18 protein-coding genes are annotated in these 14,891 nt (G+C 71.8%); 10 read left to right on the top strand and 8 right to left on the bottom strand.

Annotated features, from left to right (window positions below):
• Positions 1-188 precede the first annotated feature (188 nt).
• The 4 genes from AC3DEV_RS12460 to AC3DEV_RS12475 all read left to right on the top strand — a co-directional run bounded on the left by AC3DEV_RS12460 (position 189) and on the right by AC3DEV_RS12475 (position 3,880).
• Positions 189-599, top strand: coding sequence for an HAD family hydrolase (locus AC3DEV_RS12460; protein WP_067712297.1), 411 nt, complete (start codon positions 189-191; stop codon positions 597-599).
• 4 nt (positions 600-603) lie between these two features.
• Positions 604-2,001, top strand: a complete 1,398-nt coding sequence (locus tag AC3DEV_RS12465) for a wax ester/triacylglycerol synthase family O-acyltransferase (protein WP_488372324.1) — start codon at positions 604-606, stop codon at positions 1,999-2,001.
• Positions 2,002-2,045: 44 nt separating this feature from the next.
• Entirely contained in the window at positions 2,046-2,567 is a 522-nt protein-coding gene (locus AC3DEV_RS12470; protein ID WP_067712302.1) for a DUF6912 family protein, read from the top strand.
• 194 nt (positions 2,568-2,761) lie between these two features.
• Positions 2,762-3,880 (top strand): ferredoxin reductase, encoded by a 1,119-nt coding sequence (locus tag AC3DEV_RS12475; RefSeq protein ID WP_067712304.1) that lies wholly within the window; start codon positions 2,762-2,764, stop codon positions 3,878-3,880.
• Between the two features lie 107 nt (positions 3,881-3,987).
• Here AC3DEV_RS12475 and rsgA read toward each other — a convergent pair whose 3' ends face one another.
• On the bottom strand, positions 3,988-5,037 hold the full coding sequence (rsgA, locus tag AC3DEV_RS12480) for a ribosome small subunit-dependent GTPase A (RefSeq protein WP_132063701.1): 1,050 nt from the start codon (positions 5,035-5,037) through the stop codon (positions 3,988-3,990).
• Positions 5,038-5,046: 9 nt separating this feature from the next.
• The gene (gene aroA / locus AC3DEV_RS12485; RefSeq protein ID WP_488372325.1) at positions 5,047-6,432 is read right to left on the bottom strand and encodes a 3-phosphoshikimate 1-carboxyvinyltransferase; all 1,386 of its coding nucleotides are present in this window, start codon (positions 6,430-6,432) and stop codon (positions 5,047-5,049) included.
• On the opposite strand from aroA, the gene AC3DEV_RS12490 reads away from it, so the two are divergent.
• Entirely contained in the window at positions 6,431-7,273 is an 843-nt protein-coding gene (locus AC3DEV_RS12490) for an SOS response-associated peptidase (protein ID WP_488372326.1), read from the top strand. The two genes, aroA and AC3DEV_RS12490, sit on opposite strands and share 2 nt — an antisense overlap.
• Positions 7,274-7,347: 74 nt before the next feature.
• On the opposite strand, the gene AC3DEV_RS12495 is transcribed toward AC3DEV_RS12490, so the two are convergent.
• Complete coding sequence (locus AC3DEV_RS12495) at positions 7,348-7,878, bottom strand: aminoacyl-tRNA deacylase (RefSeq protein ID WP_488372327.1); 531 nt, start codon at positions 7,876-7,878, stop codon at positions 7,348-7,350.
• Between the two features lie 106 nt (positions 7,879-7,984).
• Between AC3DEV_RS12495 and AC3DEV_RS12500 the strand changes: the two genes are divergently transcribed.
• Entirely contained in the window at positions 7,985-8,662 is a 678-nt protein-coding gene (locus AC3DEV_RS12500; protein ID WP_067712319.1) for a sigma-70 family RNA polymerase sigma factor, read from the top strand.
• Positions 8,662-8,988 carry a zf-HC2 domain-containing protein gene (locus tag AC3DEV_RS12505; protein WP_067712322.1) on the top strand — a complete coding sequence of 109 codons (327 nt, stop codon included), beginning with the start codon at positions 8,662-8,664 and terminating at the stop codon, positions 8,986-8,988. Before AC3DEV_RS12500 ends, AC3DEV_RS12505 begins: the two co-directional genes overlap by 1 nt.
• Positions 8,989-9,067: 79 nt before the next feature.
• On the opposite strand, the gene AC3DEV_RS12510 is transcribed toward AC3DEV_RS12505, so the two are convergent.
• Complete coding sequence (locus AC3DEV_RS12510) at positions 9,068-9,142, bottom strand: 50S ribosomal protein bL37 (protein WP_370452405.1); 75 nt, start codon at positions 9,140-9,142, stop codon at positions 9,068-9,070.
• A gap of 104 nt (positions 9,143-9,246) precedes the next feature.
• Between AC3DEV_RS12510 and AC3DEV_RS12515 the strand changes: the two genes are divergently transcribed.
• Positions 9,247-9,462 carry a biotin/lipoyl-binding carrier protein gene (locus tag AC3DEV_RS12515; protein WP_067712324.1) on the top strand — a complete coding sequence of 72 codons (216 nt, stop codon included), beginning with the start codon at positions 9,247-9,249 and terminating at the stop codon, positions 9,460-9,462.
• Between the two features lie 115 nt (positions 9,463-9,577).
• Here AC3DEV_RS12515 and AC3DEV_RS12520 read toward each other — a convergent pair whose 3' ends face one another.
• The gene (locus tag AC3DEV_RS12520; protein WP_067712327.1) at positions 9,578-9,826 is read right to left on the bottom strand and encodes a WhiB family transcriptional regulator; all 249 of its coding nucleotides are present in this window, start codon (positions 9,824-9,826) and stop codon (positions 9,578-9,580) included.
• A 388-nt stretch (positions 9,827-10,214) separates the two neighbouring features.
• Between AC3DEV_RS12520 and AC3DEV_RS12525 the strand changes: the two genes are divergently transcribed.
• A complete protein-coding gene (locus AC3DEV_RS12525; RefSeq protein WP_488372328.1) occupies positions 10,215-10,643 on the top strand; it encodes a hypothetical protein in 429 nt (142 codons plus the stop codon).
• 59 nt (positions 10,644-10,702) lie between these two features.
• On the opposite strand, the gene AC3DEV_RS12530 is transcribed toward AC3DEV_RS12525, so the two are convergent.
• Positions 10,703-11,998: an Rv3212 family protein gene (locus tag AC3DEV_RS12530; protein WP_488372329.1), complete on the bottom strand. Its 1,296-nt coding sequence runs from the start codon at positions 11,996-11,998 to the stop codon at positions 10,703-10,705.
• 29 nt (positions 11,999-12,027) lie between these two features.
• Positions 12,028-13,647, bottom strand: coding sequence for a DEAD/DEAH box helicase (locus AC3DEV_RS12535; RefSeq protein WP_386850695.1), 1,620 nt, complete (start codon positions 13,645-13,647; stop codon positions 12,028-12,030).
• A 218-nt stretch (positions 13,648-13,865) separates the two neighbouring features.
• Here AC3DEV_RS12535 and AC3DEV_RS12540 point away from each other — a divergent pair, with 218 nt between their 5' ends.
• Positions 13,866-14,093 (top strand): DUF3107 domain-containing protein, encoded by a 228-nt coding sequence (locus tag AC3DEV_RS12540; RefSeq protein WP_067712332.1) that lies wholly within the window; start codon positions 13,866-13,868, stop codon positions 14,091-14,093.
• A gap of 51 nt (positions 14,094-14,144) precedes the next feature.
• On the opposite strand, the gene AC3DEV_RS12545 is transcribed toward AC3DEV_RS12540, so the two are convergent.
• Positions 14,145-14,810, bottom strand: a complete 666-nt coding sequence (locus AC3DEV_RS12545; protein ID WP_488372330.1) for a TetR/AcrR family transcriptional regulator — start codon at positions 14,808-14,810, stop codon at positions 14,145-14,147.
• Positions 14,811-14,891 lie beyond the last annotated feature (81 nt).

Genomic DNA, 14,891 nt, shown 5'->3' on the forward strand with positions numbered 1-14,891 from the left:
TTCGGCCGACCGGTGAGGCCGCACCGTCGTGGGTGGCGAAACGGGCGTCGGTGCCATCTGGGGTCTGCTCCCTCCCGCGCCGGACCCGGGGTGGTCTGGCGTGCTCTACCCCTCATGACGCGCCGGAACGGGCGCCCGGTTCCACCTCGCCTACTGCACCGTGCCCGGGTGTTGCCTAGGCTGTCCCCATGCGTGGACTGATAGTCGACTACTTCGGGGTGCTGGACGGCACGGAGGAGGACCGTGAGAACTGGCGGTCGATCCTGACCGGTGCGAGGGCGAATGACGTCCGTCTCGCCGTGCTGAGCAATGAACCCGAGGGGCCGGGGGCGGACCGTGTCCGGGAGGACGCCCGCGATCTCGGGATCGAGCACGTGGTGCTCAGCGGTGTGACCGGGGTGGAGAAGCCCGAGCCCGAGGCGTTCCTGGAGGCGGCGCGCCGGCTCGAACTCGAGCCGCGGGAGTGCGTGATGGTCGACGACGCCATCGAGAACGTCCTCGGCGCCGTGCGGACCGGCATGATCGGCGTGTTCTACCAGGTGTTCGACCGTGCGGCCGTGGAGATCCGGGGACTCCTCGGGTTGGACGAGGTGGTCTGACACCGTGGCGACCAGGTTGGCCACCGCGGACGCGGATCTGCTCGTCGGTGACGCCGCGCGTTCCCGGAGCAGGCACTCGTGCTCGTTGGCGCTGGTCGCCAGGGACGAACCGTGGGACATCGACCGCGTCATGGAGTTCGTCGACGCCCGCCTGGCCGACGCGCCCCGGTACCGTCAACGGATCCGGCATATCCCCTTCTCCCTGGCCAGGGCCGTGTGGGTGGACGACCCGGACTTCGACCTCAGTTTCCACGTCCGGCGGTCGGCGCTCCCCGCTCCCGGCGGGATGCGCCAGCTGGCCGACCTCGTGGCGCGGCTCGTCGACAGGCCACTGGAGGCGGATCGCCCGCTGTGGGAGCTGTACCTCATCGAGGGGCTTCCGGATGGACGGTTGGCGATCCTCACCAAGACGCACCATGCGCTGCTGGGCGGTCCCCACGCCGTGGATCTCGCCCAGGTGCTCGTGACGGACGAGCGGGCCTCCGCGGATGTCGACGAGGTCGCCACGTGGACCCCGGTGCCGGCGCCCGGGGACGGGGTCCTCGTCCTGGACGCGCTCATGACCATCGCGACCGACCCCCTGGAGCTGGTGCGCCGCTCGGCCCGCCTGGCTCACGCGCTGGAGCGGGCCACCCGCGGACTGGTCGGCGCGGCGAATCTGTCGGTGTTCCGTCCCGCAGGCGGTCTGGCGGAGATGTTCCGCACCACCCGTCCCCGCGGGAGCCGGGTGGGGTTGGCGTCCTTCCCTCTCGCGCAGGCGCGGGAGATCGCGCGCGAGCACTCCTGCAAGGTGAATGACGTCGTGCTCGCCGTGCTCTGCGGGGCACTGCGGTCCTGGATCCTGTCGTGCGGCCACCCCCTGTCCACCTCGGACACGCTCAGGGCGATCGTGCCGATGGCGGTGACCTCGGAGGCCGACGGGTCGGAGAACCAGAGCGAGGCCACCTCGGCGGAGATCGCCTCGGCGCTCATCGGCATGCCGGTCGGGGAGCCCAATCCCCGTATGCGTCTGGCGCAGATCGCCCGCGAGACGGCCACCCAGCGTCATCCGCGTGAGGCCGTGGGGGCCAAGTCCCTGGCGCGGCTGTCCGGGTTCGCTCCGCCCACCCTGCACGCGCTGGCCTCCCGGGCGGCGATCATGTTGCCGTCGGAGAGCTACGACCTGGTCGTCACGAACGCGCCCGGTCCCCAGCGCAAGGTGTTCTGGGGCGATGGCGAACTCGTCGAGGTCTACCCCGTCCCGGCCCTGCTCGAGGGGCAGGCGTTGGCCGTGTCGATGAGCAGCTATGCCGGGGCCGTGTACTGCGGGTTCACCTCGGATCGCCAGGCCGTCCCGGACGTGGAGGAGATCGGAGAGCTCATCTCGTCCGCGTTGGACGAGCTCACCGGCACCGCCGGTTGAGCAGCACCGCCTGCTGACCATCACCCGCCCGAGGAGAGTCCATCATGCGTTTGTTCGTCCCCGCCACCATGGCGATGCTCGAGACCCTGCTCGAGGCAGGGGAGATGCCCGTGCGGAGCGGCACCGCGTTCGCGGCGACCCCCGCGCTCATCGAGTCCTACGCCGAGGGCGACATGGAGGAGATCGAACACGTGGCGTTCCTCGAGGCCGCGCGGGCGTCGCTCCGGCTGCTCGGCGGTGAACTCGACTCCGGCGCCGCGCACGAGGCCCACCCGTACCGGCGGGTCGTGGTGAGCGCGGACGTCCCCGACGGGCGGGTGCAGCCGCGGCCGGACCTGGACACCGCCGTGGTGCGGCTGGACGGTGCCACGGTGGGGACCGCGGAGATCGCCGCCGTCCACGTTGATCTGGCCGGGGCCGTGGACCTGGTGAAGGACGCGGTCGAGGTGGTGGACCGTGCGGATCTGGGGGACGAGGACGCCGAGCTCACCGTCGGTGACGCCCTCGACGTCGACCTGGCGTGGTACGACGCGGTGGAACTGCCGTTCCTGCTCACGCTGCTCTAGGGGTGCGGGCGCACCCGGGCCGGACACCGCCCGGATGCCGGGACTGCCCCGATCGCCTGCGGACCCGGGTCGACGGCGTGGAGAATCGGCCCGGGGGATCCCGCCGGACGGGAACCTACGCTACCGTAGGTTCATAGTCCGGAAGCGGCGGTCCGACCCCCGGGCCGCGGGGATCCGTTTTCAAGGAGGCACCAGTGTCCGAGTCGAGAAGTGGGCTCAATCGCGTCCTGCGTGCGGCGGCCGCGCGGGTTCCGGAGCCGCGGGGGGCGCGTACGTTCCTCAACCGCCTCACCCACCCGCTGCGGATGGATGACTACTCGTCGCTCATCTACCCGCTGTGGTCGTCCCGCGAGCTGCGCGGCGAGATCGTCTCCGTGCGCCGTGAGGCCGACGACGCGGTGACCCTCGTGATCAAGCCGGGCTGGGGCGCCACGCCCGAGTACCGCCCCGGTCAGTACCTGGGGATCGGCGTCCTGCTCAACGGCCGGTGGACCTGGCGCTCGTACTCGTTGACGTCGGCGCCCACGACGGGGCGTGGCGAGTACTCGGTGACGGTCAAGGCCCTGCCGGAGGGGCTGCTGAGCAACCATATCGTCGGAACGGTCGAGCCGGGGATGATCGTCCGGCTGCAGGCGCCGGCCGGTGATTTCCACCTGCCCTCGCCCACGCCCGAGAAGCTGATGTTCGTCACCGCCGGCTCGGGCATCACCCCGGTGATGGGCATGCTGCGGTCGCTGGACCGCCGCTCGGCCGACGAGGGGTTCCCCGACGTGGTGCACGTCCACTCGATCCGCGACCGTGATGACGCACTGTTCCACGACGAGCTCCTCGCGCTGGAGCGCACCCAGCCGGGTTACACGCTGCACCTGCGGGTGACCAGCGAGGACGGCCGCATCGACTCCGAGCAGATGTCGGCGCTCGTGCCGGACTGGTCGGAGCGTCCCACCTGGGCGTGCGGGCCCTCGGCGATGCTCGACGAGCTGACCGAGCACTTCGAGGCAACGGGACGGGACGACCTCCACATGGAGCGTTTCACCGTGGACCGCAACGCGGGCGCGTCGGGCGGGACCGTCAAGTACGGCTCGACCGACAAGACGGTGGAGCTCGACGGGGCCACCACGATCCTCGAGGGCGGGGAGAGCGTGGGCGTGCAGATGCCGTTCGGCTGCCGGATGGGTATCTGCCAGACGTGCGTCGTGGGCCTGGAGGAGGGCCACGTCCGCGACCTGCGCAACGGCACCGACCACGGTCCGGGGGAGCGGATCCAGACCTGCGTCTCGGTGGCGCTGGGGGACGTCGAGATCAAGATCTGATCGGCCGCCCGGCCGGCGCCCCCGTGAGGCCCGGGTGCCGGCCGGGCCACGGCCGTTGTCGGGGCCACGCCCGGCCGCCGGGCCACGCCCCGCCGCAGGTCCCCGGATCAGTCCTGGTCGAATCCCAGCGCCCACGGGTCGTTGGACTGCAGCGCCCCGAGGAGTTCCCGCACCGCGAGCGCCCGCCGGTGCACGGCGGGGTCGGTGACGGCGTCGAAGGCACACTCGGGGTCCGCGGGCGGGCCCTGGTGGGTGCATCCGCGCGGGCACGCGCCGGCGATCTCGTCGAGGTCGGAGAACGCGGCCACCACGTCGTCGGGGGAGACGTGGGCCAGCCCGAAACTGCGGATGCCGGGGGTGTCGACCACCCAGCCGCCCGTCGCCAGTTCGAGGGCGACCGATTGCGTGGAGGTGTGTCGGCCCTTTCCGACGCCGGAGACCACGCCCGTCGCCCGGTAGGCATCGGGGACCAGGCGGTTGACCAACGTCGATTTGCCGACGCCCGAGTGCCCGATCATCGCGGAGATTCGGCCGTCGATCAGGTCGTGGAGATCGTCCAGCTCGTCGTCGACCCCCACCCGCAGGACCGGCACGTCGAGTTCGGCGAACTCGGCGGCGAACACCGACGGGTCGTCCAGGTCGCCCTTGGTCAGGCACAGGACGGGGTCGAGCCCCCCGGTGTAGGCGGCGACGAGGGCGCGGGCGACGAACCCGGCGCGCGGCGGGGGGTCGGCGACGGCCACGACGATGAGCAGGAGCTCGGCGTTGGCCACCACGACCCGCTCGTAGGGGTCGGAGTCGTCGGCGGTCCGGCGCAGCACCGTCGAGCGTTCCTCGACGCGGACGATCCGGGCGAGGGTGTCGCGCGCGCCGGTGAGGTCGCCGACGACGCCCACGTGGTCACCCACCACCACGGGGGTCCGGCCGAGCTCGCGGGCCCGCATGGCGACGACGCGGGTCCCGGCGGTGTGGTCGGGGCCGTCGTCGAGCAGCACGCAGCCCCAGCGCCCGCGGTCCACGGCGACGATCATCGCGGCGGCGGCGTCGTCATGGCTGGGCCGACGTTTGGTCCTGGGGCGTGAGCCCTTCCCGGGCCGTATCCGGACGTCGGACTCGTCCCATCCTCGTGCGCTGCCCGCACCCCGTCCGCTCGGCATGGCCGCCCGTCAGCCCTGTCCGGCGAGCATGTCGGCCCACATCGCGGTGAAGCCGGGCATGGTCTTGGAGGTGGACTCGACATCGTCGACCCCGACGCCCGGGGCCACGAGGCCGATGATGGCGCCGGCGGTGGCCATGCGGTGGTCGGCGTAGGCGCGCCACGGCGCGCCGTGCAGCGGGGCCGGGGTGATCTCGAGGCCGTCGGCGAGTTCGGTGACGCCGCAGCCCACGGCGCCGAGTTCCGCGGCGAGCGCGGCGAGGCGGTCGGTCTCGTGTCCGCGCAGGTGCGCGATGCCGGTGAGCCGGGAGGGGCCGTCGGCGAGCGCGCACAGCGCGGCGACGGTGGGCGTGAGCTCGCCGATGGCGGACAGGTCCAGGTCGACGGGGGACAGGCGCTCGGGTCCGACGACGACGAGGGTGCCATGCCCTTGCCCGCCCGCGGTCTGCCCGTCCCCGTCCCCGGCGGCCTCGAGGGTGACGGTGGCGCCCATGGCCTGCAGGATGCCGCGGATGGCGTCCCCGGGCTGGGTGGTGGCGGCGGGCCAGTGCGGGACGCGGACGGTCCCGCCGGTGACCGCGGCGGCGGCGAGGAACGGGGTGGCGTTGGACAGGTCCGGTTCGACGACCCTGTCAACGGCGACGATCGGACCCGGCGCGACCCGCCACGAGGACGGGGTCGGCTGGTCGACGGTGACGCCGGACTCGCGGAGCATTTCCAGCGTCATCTCGATGTGCGGCCCGGAGGGGACGGGGGAGGAACCGGTGTGGACCAGCTCGGCGCCCTCGTCGAACCGCGCGGCGGAGAGCAGCAGGCCGGAGACGAACTGCGAGGAGGCGGAGGCGTCCATCTCGACGCGGCCGCCCCGCAGCGAGCCGGTGCCGTCGACGGTGAACGGCAGGCTGCCCCCGGCGATCCGGGCACCCAGTGAGCGCAGGGCGTCGAGCACGGTGGCCTGCGGGCGGACACGGGCCGCGGGGTCACCGTCGAAGGTGGACCGGCCGGTCGCCAGGGCGGCGACCGACGGGACGAAGCGCATCACCGTGCCGGCCAGTCCGCACTCGACGTCGGCGCCCCGCAGCTCACCGGGGGTGATGACGAGGTCGGTGTCACCCGGGCCGAGCGGTCCGGACGGTCCCTCGATGCGTGTCCCCAGCGCCTGCAGCGCGCCGATCATGAGATCGGTGTCCCGACTGCGCAGGGTGCCGACCAGGCGGGAGGGGCCGTCGGCCAGCGCCGCGAGCACCAGGGCACGGTTGGTCAGTGACTTGGACCCGGGGATGGTGACGTCCGCGTCGACGGGGCCGGCGGCGACGGGCGCGTTCCAATGACTCACCTGGTCATTGTCGCCCATCGCGGCGGCATCCGCCGGACCCGGGTGCGAGGATGTCGGCATGTGTGGACGGTTCTCACTCTCCTCGGACCCGGCGCTGCTCGCGGTGGAGCTGGACGCGGTCGACGAGGCGAGCTCCCCGCCTCCCGGTCTGTTCCCCGCCATCGCGCCCCGGGCCCCGCGGTTCAACATCGCGCCCACCACCACGATCCCGGTCCTGACTCTGGACGTCCCGCGTTCAGAGAGGCTCGTCGAGCCGGCCGGAACGGCGGCGACGGCGGGTCGGGGCGTGACCCCGGGCCCGGGAACGCCCCGGCGGGTGCTCCGGGCGATGCGGTGGGGTCTGGTCCCGTCGTGGGCCGGGGACTCGCAGCGGCTGCCGAACCTGTTCAACGCCCGGGTGGAGACCGCGTACTCCAAGCCGTCGTTCCGATCCGCGGTCGCCCGCCGGCACTGCGTGATCCCGATGGACGGCTGGTACGAGTGGGTGCCGGGCGAGCCCGCGACCCCCGGCGGGAAGGCCGGTCCCAAGCAGCCGTACTTCATGAGCCTGCCGGGGGACCGCGGCCTGCTCATGGCCGGGTTGTGGGAGGCCCGACGGGACCCGGTGGACGAGACGGTCACCCAGCTGTCGTGCACGATCCTCACCACGGAGGCGCTCGGGTCGCTGCGCCGGGTGCACGACCGGATGCCGCTGGTGGTCCGCCCCGAGATGCTCGGGGACTGGCTCGATCCCGCCGTCATGCGTGACCCGCGCGACCTGGTGGAGGGCGCGGGCGGTGACCTGGGCGAGTGGGCCGAGTCGGTGGAGATCAGGCCGGTGTCGCGGGCGGTGTCCAACGTCCGCAACGACGGCCCGGAGCTGGTGCGGCCGGTCGACCCCGCCGAGGGGATGCTCTTCTAGGCGGTCGAATCCGGACAGCCGTGTCCACTCGGTCGTGTCCATGCGGTCGTCTCCCCGCGGTCGTGACCGGGCGGTCAGCCGGCCGTGATCGGGGCGGTCACCGCCCGGGTGATCGCCACCAGATCCACGGGGGCGAGCTCGATCTCCCACCCGCGTCTGCCGGCGCTGCACAGGATCGTGGGATGGCCCAGGGTCGAGGCGTCCACCACCGTCGCCAGGGGGCGCCGCTGGCCGACGGGCGACACGCCCCCGACGACGTACCCGGTGATCTTCTCCGCAACGTCGATCGGCGCCAGGGCGGCCTTGCCGCACCCCAGGGCGGCGGCCGCGGCCTTGAGGTCCAGCGAGGAGGTCACGGGCAGGACCGCCACCGCGTGCGGGACCCGTGACCCCTCGGGAGGTCTGCCGGTGGCCAGGACCAGTGTCTTGAACACCCTGTCCGCGGCCACCCCCAGTCGGTCGCCCATCACGCGGGCCGCCTCGTCGCCGTAGGCGGCGTCACCGGTCACCTCGTAGGTGTGCACGGTGTGGTCGATGTCGGCGTCGCGCAGCGCGACGATCGCCGGGGTCGCCGCGGCGCCGCCTCGTCCCTTCCTGCTGCCCACGGGACGGGAGCCTAGCGGGTGACGGGGTCCGGAATACCGCGGCGGTCCACCGCGTTGATTCCCAGCAGGTACCCGGGGTAGGTCCCGGGTCGGAAGGGAGGGTGCGATGCGGACCGCGGTCCTCGACGCCCCGGGCGTGCGGTTAGACTCCGGGACACCGACAGGTGAGGAGTTCCGGTTGCCGACCGAGTTGCAGCCCGACGAGGCTGACCAGCGCGCAGAGAAGTTCGAGGAGCTGGCGATGCCACTCCTCGACCAGCTCTACGGCGCGGCCTTGCGGATGACCCGGAATCCCGCCGATGCGGAGGACCTGGTGCAGGAGGCCTACGCCAAGGCCTTCGCGGGGTTCCACTCGTTCAAGCCGGGGACCAACTTCCGTGCGTGGATGCATCGCATCCTCACCAACGCCTACATCAACCACTACCGCAAGCGTCAGCGCCAGCCCGCGCAGTACCCGACCGATGAGATCACGGACTGGCAGTTGGCCGCCGCGGCCGAGCACACCTCGACGGGCCTCCGCTCGGCGGAGGTCGAGGCGATGGAACTGCTGCCGGACGACGAGATCCGGGCGGCCCTCGCCGAGCTGCCGGAGGAGTTCCGGATGGCGGTGTACTACGCCGACGTCCAGGACCTGCCGTACAAGGAGATCGCGGAGATCATGGACACCCCGCTGGGGACCGTGATGTCGCGTCTACACCGCGGTCGCAAGCAGCTGCGCGAGCTGCTGCGCGACGTGGCCACCGAGCGGGGTTTCGGCCGCGACCGCGAGGAGGGGGCGAAGTGATGAGGGAGCACGACCCACGACTCGACGAGATCGACTGCCGGTCGGCGAAGCGCGACCTGTCCCTGCTGGTGGACCTCGAGTGTGACGACGCCTGCCGCTCTCGACTCGAACATCATCTCGCGGGGTGTCCGGACTGCCGGGAGTTGTTCCTCTCGGAGCGCCGCCTCAAGGCGAAGCTCTCCAGTTCGTGCTGCGAGAAGGCTCCTACCGGGCTGCGTGAACGCCTGATGGTGGAGATCCGACGCACGACGGTGACCACGACGGATGCGGACGGCACCACCGTGGTTCACAGACACACGACCGTCGAGAGACGCGACTTCGGCTGATCCGCGGACGCGGTGACGGACGACGAGGGGGCGGGCACCGGTCAGGTGCCCGCCCCCTCGTCGTCCACGGCGTCCGGACTCAGCTGTTCGGACGCTTACCGTGGTTGGCGTTCTTCTTACGGCGATCCCGCCTCTTGCGGCCACGCTTGCTCATGGTCGCCTCCTTTCGTCGGTGTACAAGTCTTCCATGCGCGGGCCCGTGTGGTTGCATTGGAGGTGTCCGGGGGCCGTTGTCGAGGAAGCAGAGGAATTATCCATATGACTGAACAGGTCCGTGCCGAGATGGTCGCGAACGTCTTGGAGGTCGTCGCGGCGGTCGGCACCGAGGTCGCCGAGGGCGACACGATCGTTCTCCTGGAGTCGATGAAGATGGAGATCCCGGTGCTGTGTGAGGGCTCGGGAACCGTGACCGAGGTCGCGGTGAAGCCCGGGGACGTCATCCAGGCGGGCGATCTCATCGCCGTCATCGACTGACCGATCGGCCGTCACAAGGGCGAGAGGCCGGTTCCCACCCTGATCGGGTTGGGAACCGGCCTCTCGTACGCTGGCCGTCCTGGGGTCGGACGACGGCCGCGTCAGACGGTCGGGGTCAGACCGTGGTCCGGGTGCGGGCGCGGCGACGCTTGAGGGCGCGACGCTCGTCCTCGCTCATGCCGCCCCACACGCCGGCGTCCTGGCCGGACTCGAGGGCCCAGGTCAGGCACTCGGCGGTGACGGGGCAGCGGTTGCAGACGATCTTCGCCTCGGCGATCTGCGCGAGGGCGGGGCCGGAATTGCCGACGGGGAAGAACAGCTCGGGATCCTCGTCGCGGCAGATGGCCTTGTGGCGCCAGTCCATGGGAACTCCTTCGTCGTGAGACCGAGGTCGGGTGCGCCGGGCAGCACGAAAACGCGCCGTTCAGGCGTGGACCTGTACGATCGACGTGAGAACGTGCGTGTTCGGTGACACCCGACGGGGTGGTGGGGGTTGTACCCGCTCCGCGGGCTCGCTCCTGCTGGAGTGGCTCCCGGTTAAGGCAAGGCAAACACGGTGTGTCTGCGCTGTTACAACTGATCGTCCCACGATTCCCTGACAAGTCAACCCTCTTGAACCTCGATGTGGTAAACGTCACGCGCTTTGTCAAATCGGCGCGAAAGCGCACACCAGAGGCTGTTATCGCCTAGGCGGAGCGCGCCCCACCAGGGGTGTGGGGCCCGGTGGATCCGGTGCCACATAGTCTTGAGAGGTGAACGTGAGACGACAGGACGAGCCCCGTGTTCCGCCAGACCCGCGGATCGCGATCCCCGGCCCGGTCCGCCTCGCCGGCTGGATCGCCTCTGCTCAGGGGCTCATCGGCGTCGGCATCGCGGTGGTCCTGTTGGTCCGTGCGATCGGCGGCCACCGCGAGGAGACCGTGGTCATCAGCGGGTACGGGACCGCCGTGTGGTTCGCGATCCTCGGGGGCGGGTTGTTGGCCGCCGGGCTGGGACTGCTGCGCGGTCGGCGGTGGGGCCGCGGTCTGGTGGTGATCGCAGAGCTGCTGCTGCTCTTCGTCGCGTGGTACGTGGGGGTGGGGTCGCACCAGTACCTGGCCGGGATCGCTCTGGCGGTGGTGTGTGCGTCCGCCCTGGTGGCGTTGTTCCGGCGCGACGCCGTCGAGTGGTACGCCGCCTGACCGACTGGTACGTCGCCTGACCGTCTGATACGCCGCCTGACCGGCCGTCCGCGGCCCGGTCAGGCCAGCAGTTTGTAGGCGTGGATCGAGCCGCCGCGGCGTTCGTAGAGGATGTCGCCGATCTGCGCCAGCCCGGTGACGCCGTCGCCCTCCGCGGAGGTGGCACCCAGCCGGAGTGTCTCGACGCCCGAGTCGTGGTCCAGGAGACCGAAACCGCCGGCGACGGGGAGCAGTACCCAATCCCGCGCGGTGGTGACGTCAGGGTCGGGTGACCACCCGCCGGTCAGGCCCGGGCCGGTCGCCCCGCCGGCCGTCCAGGTGTGCTGGCCGGTATCGGTCCGGAAGGCGTGGGTGGCGCCGCCGTCGAACCACCGTGCCTGGGTGTCGTCGCCGGAGAGTGTGGTGGCGCCCGGTTTCGCCGCGGGTTCGGAGTCCAGCCGCAGGACGGGGGAGTACTGGCGCGGGGAGGTGAACCACTCGACGGCCCAGGCACCGTCACGGTCGGTCAGTGCGAGGACGCCCTCGTCGGTGACGTCGATGATCCACAGGCCACGGGCGCCGGTGGTCTCCGAGGCGATCTCCTCGGGCTTGCGGCTGTCCTCGGGGACGGTCTCGGCGAGCGTGAGCCGTGTGGAGTCGTCGCCGGGGCAGCGTTCGGCGACGGCGAACCGGTCGTCGGTGAGGTCGGCCGTTCCGAGGGTGCAGTCGGCGCGTGGTTGCATGTCGGCTTCCTGGGGCGCCTCGACGGCGCCGTACTCGACGGTGCGGACGAGGTCGTCGCGCCAGATCTCGAGCCGCTCCGGGCTGGAGGCGAGCGCGTGCCGCCAGGTCGAGGTCAGTTCCATCGCGTCGGTGAAGGCGCTCTGCCGGGTGCTCGTGTACTGCTGCGTCGTCGGATCGAGGGCGGTGACGTCACTGCACCCGGCGGCCCCGTCGAACGCCGCGGCGAGGATGTCGGCATAGAACGTGGCCGCGCAGGGACGTCCGGCGTGCGAGTAGGTCCACCGCGGCTCGCCCGAGCCCGCGTCGCGGCCCACGAGGGTCCCGTCGTCGTCGATGGTGACGAGGTTGCCCTTCGTGGTCAGTGGGGCGCCCGCGCCCCCCGACGCGTGGGACCACAGGGGCTGGAGGGAGGTGGGGCGTTCGACCGCGGGGCCGTAGACGGGCTGCTCGTCGTCGGCGGCGCCGAAGTGCGAGCGGTTCGCGCTCCCCGACAGCAGGACGGCGGCGGCCACCACCGCCATGACGACGACGATGACGGCCGCGGTCGCCAGATCGCGGCGTGTCCCCCGTTCGGAGGGCACACCGGGGAACCGTCGGCCCGGGCCGCCGGTGGCGTGTCTGTCTGCGCGCACGTGCCGTGTGTGGGGAGGTGGTGGCCCGGTCAGTCCTGACCGGCCTGGTCGGGCGACGACGACGAGGGGCGCCGACGGCGACGGCGGCGCCGCGGGGGTGCGTCCCCGGCGGTCGCCGAACCGTCTCCGCTGTCGGTCCCGGGAGCGGGGTCACCGGACGTGGCGGGCGTCGAGGCCCCGTCAGCGCCGGAGGCCCCGGTCCGGGTACGCCGCCGACGGGGTCCCGATCCGGTCCCGGATTCCCGGGCGGGCCCGCGGGAGTCGCGGTCGGCCGGGCGTCGGCCGGAGCCGGTCCCGGTGGGGGCGCCGACGCGTCCGCCGGCGCTCTCCGGGATCCCGAGATCGGACCGTAGGTGCGGGGACGTCGAGTAGGTCTCGGCGGGCTCGCCGGACCCGAGTCCGAGGGCCTTGTCGATCAGGCCCCACCGGGGCAGGTCGTCCCAGTCCACGAGGGTGACGGCGACACCCGTGCGTCCGGCGCGGCCCGTGCGGCCGATCCGGTGCACGTAGGTCTTCTCGTCCTCCGGGCACTGGTAGTTGATGACGTGGGTGACATCGTCGACGTCGATCCCGCGGGCCGCGACATCGGTGGCGACGAGGACGTCGACGTCACCGGAGCGGAACGCCTTGAGGGACTTCTCACGCGCCCCCTGGCCGAGGTCGCCGTGGATGGCGCCCACCCGGAAGCCACGCTCCGCGAGATCGTCGGCCAACTTCTGGGCGGTGCGCTTGGTGCGGCAGAAGATCATGGTGGCGCCACGGCCCTCGGCCTGGAGGATCCGGGAGACCACCTCGGGCTTGTCGAGCGAATGGGCCCGGTAGACGTACTGGGTGGTGTTCTCGTGCGTGGCGCCGGAGTCGGCGGCCTCGGCGCGGATGTGGGTGGGTTTGGTGAGGAAGGTGCGGGCCAGGGTGATGATCGGGCCGGGCATGGTGGCCGAGAACAGCATGGTCTGGCGCTTCTCCGGGACCATGCGCAGCAGCTTCTCGATGTCGGGCAGGAAGCCCAGGTCGAGCATCTCGTCGGCCTCGTCGAGGACGAGGGCCTCGACCTTGCCCAGCACGAGCTTCGACTGGTTCGCGAGGTCGAGCAGGCGGCCGGGGGTGCCGACGACCACGTCGACGCCCTTCTCCAGGGCCTCGGTCTGCTGCTCGTACGGCGTTCCGCCGTAGATCGCGAGGACCTTGAGCGGGCGGGTGCCGGACCCGGAGGCCGCCGGCGCGGTGAGGCCGGTCGCGGCGATCTTGAGGTCCTGGGTGACCTGGACGCACAGCTCGCGGGTGGGGACGATGATGAGCGCCCGCGGGGTGCCGTCGAGCGTCCTCGTCGCCTCGCCGGTGGCGATGCGGTGGAGGAGCGGGACACCGAACCCGTAGGTCTTGCCCATGCCGGTCCGGGCCTGACCGATGAGGTCGGATCCGGCCAGTGCCAGCGGGAGGGTGAGTTCCTGGATGGCGAACGTGTGGGTGATCCCGCGCTCGGCGAGCGCGGTGACGATCTCCGGGCGGACGCCGAGCTCGGCGAAGCTGGGGGAGGAGTCGGAGGACGGGGCGTCGACGACGGCGGTCGTCGTGGCCATGCCGTCGACTTCTTCGGTGGTGACATCTGTGGTGGACAGGGCGGTGCCTTTCTCGTCTCGCGCGCGGATGGTTCGGGCCGCACAAGGTCCGGCCTCGCGAGCGGGGCGCGCGCACATTTCCACGGGACCTGTCACGCCCGGCGCCGGAGCGATCCGGACCCGGGGAGTGATCCACGTGCACACATCCTATCCCGTGCCGCCGCCTTTCGAGCGCGTCGGGCTAGCCTGGACCGCACGCACCGCCGATGACGGCGTGACATGCGCCTACGACGAGAAGGGCAGGCACCGTGGAGGTCAAGATCGGCATCGCCGACAGCAACCGTGAGCTCGTGTTCAAGACCGGGATGACGCCGGAGGACGTGTACAAGCGCGTCGAGGCGGCCCTGACCGCGGAGGCCAAGGCGGTACTCGAGCTCGAGGACGAGAAGGGGCGCCGTTACCTCGTGTCCACCGATCGGGTGGCGTACGTCGAGATCGGCGAGACCGCTCGCCGCGCGGTCGGGTTCCTCTCCTGAGGGAGTGAACCCCGGGCCGGGGTCCGCCCTCGCGGCCCCGACCCCCTGGGGTCAGGCCTGGTCGTCCGGCTCGGTCCGGTCCCCTCCGTGACGCGGGATCTTCGACAGACCGCCCCAGCACAGCGTGACCGTCGTCGAGACGGCGTCCGCGCGGGGGATCGGCCGGCCGGCGTCGAGCCAGTGCCCGGCGCTGACACGACTGGCCCCGACCAGTCCGACGGCCAGTAGTCGCGAGCGGTGGGCGTCGAGCCCGGAGTCGCCGCGGACGAGGTCGTGGACCGCGTCGATGCAGCCGTCGGTGGCCCGGTCGAGTTCCCGCCGGACGTCCTCGTCACCCGACTCGGAGTAGAAGACCAGGCGGAACCCGCGGGTGTCGGCGTCGGCGTAGGCGAAGAACGTGTCGACGGCCGCCTCGACCCTGCGCCGGTTGTCGGAGGTCGAGGCCAGCGCGGCACGGATGCGTCCGAGCAGTTCGTCGACATGGTGGCGCAGCACCTCGATGTACAGATCGCGCTTGGAGTCGAAATGCTGGTAGAGCACCGGCTTGGAGACGCCGGCCAGGACGGCGATGTCATCCATCCCGGAGGCGTGGAACCCCTGGTCGACGAACACGGTCCCGGCGGCGTCGATCAGCTGGCTGCGCCGGGCCCCGCGGGGGAGGCGGGCCGCCCTGGTGCGGCCCGGGGCGGCCGGGAAGGGTCCGTCCGGGCTCGTCATCTGCTGGCTCCTTCTCCGCCCGGACGGGAGTCGACAGGCGTCCGGGCCAGACGGACAATACCCGTAGCGGCGGAGTGCGGG

The organism is Dietzia sp. IBK-p2-15D (genome assembly GCF_057773105.1).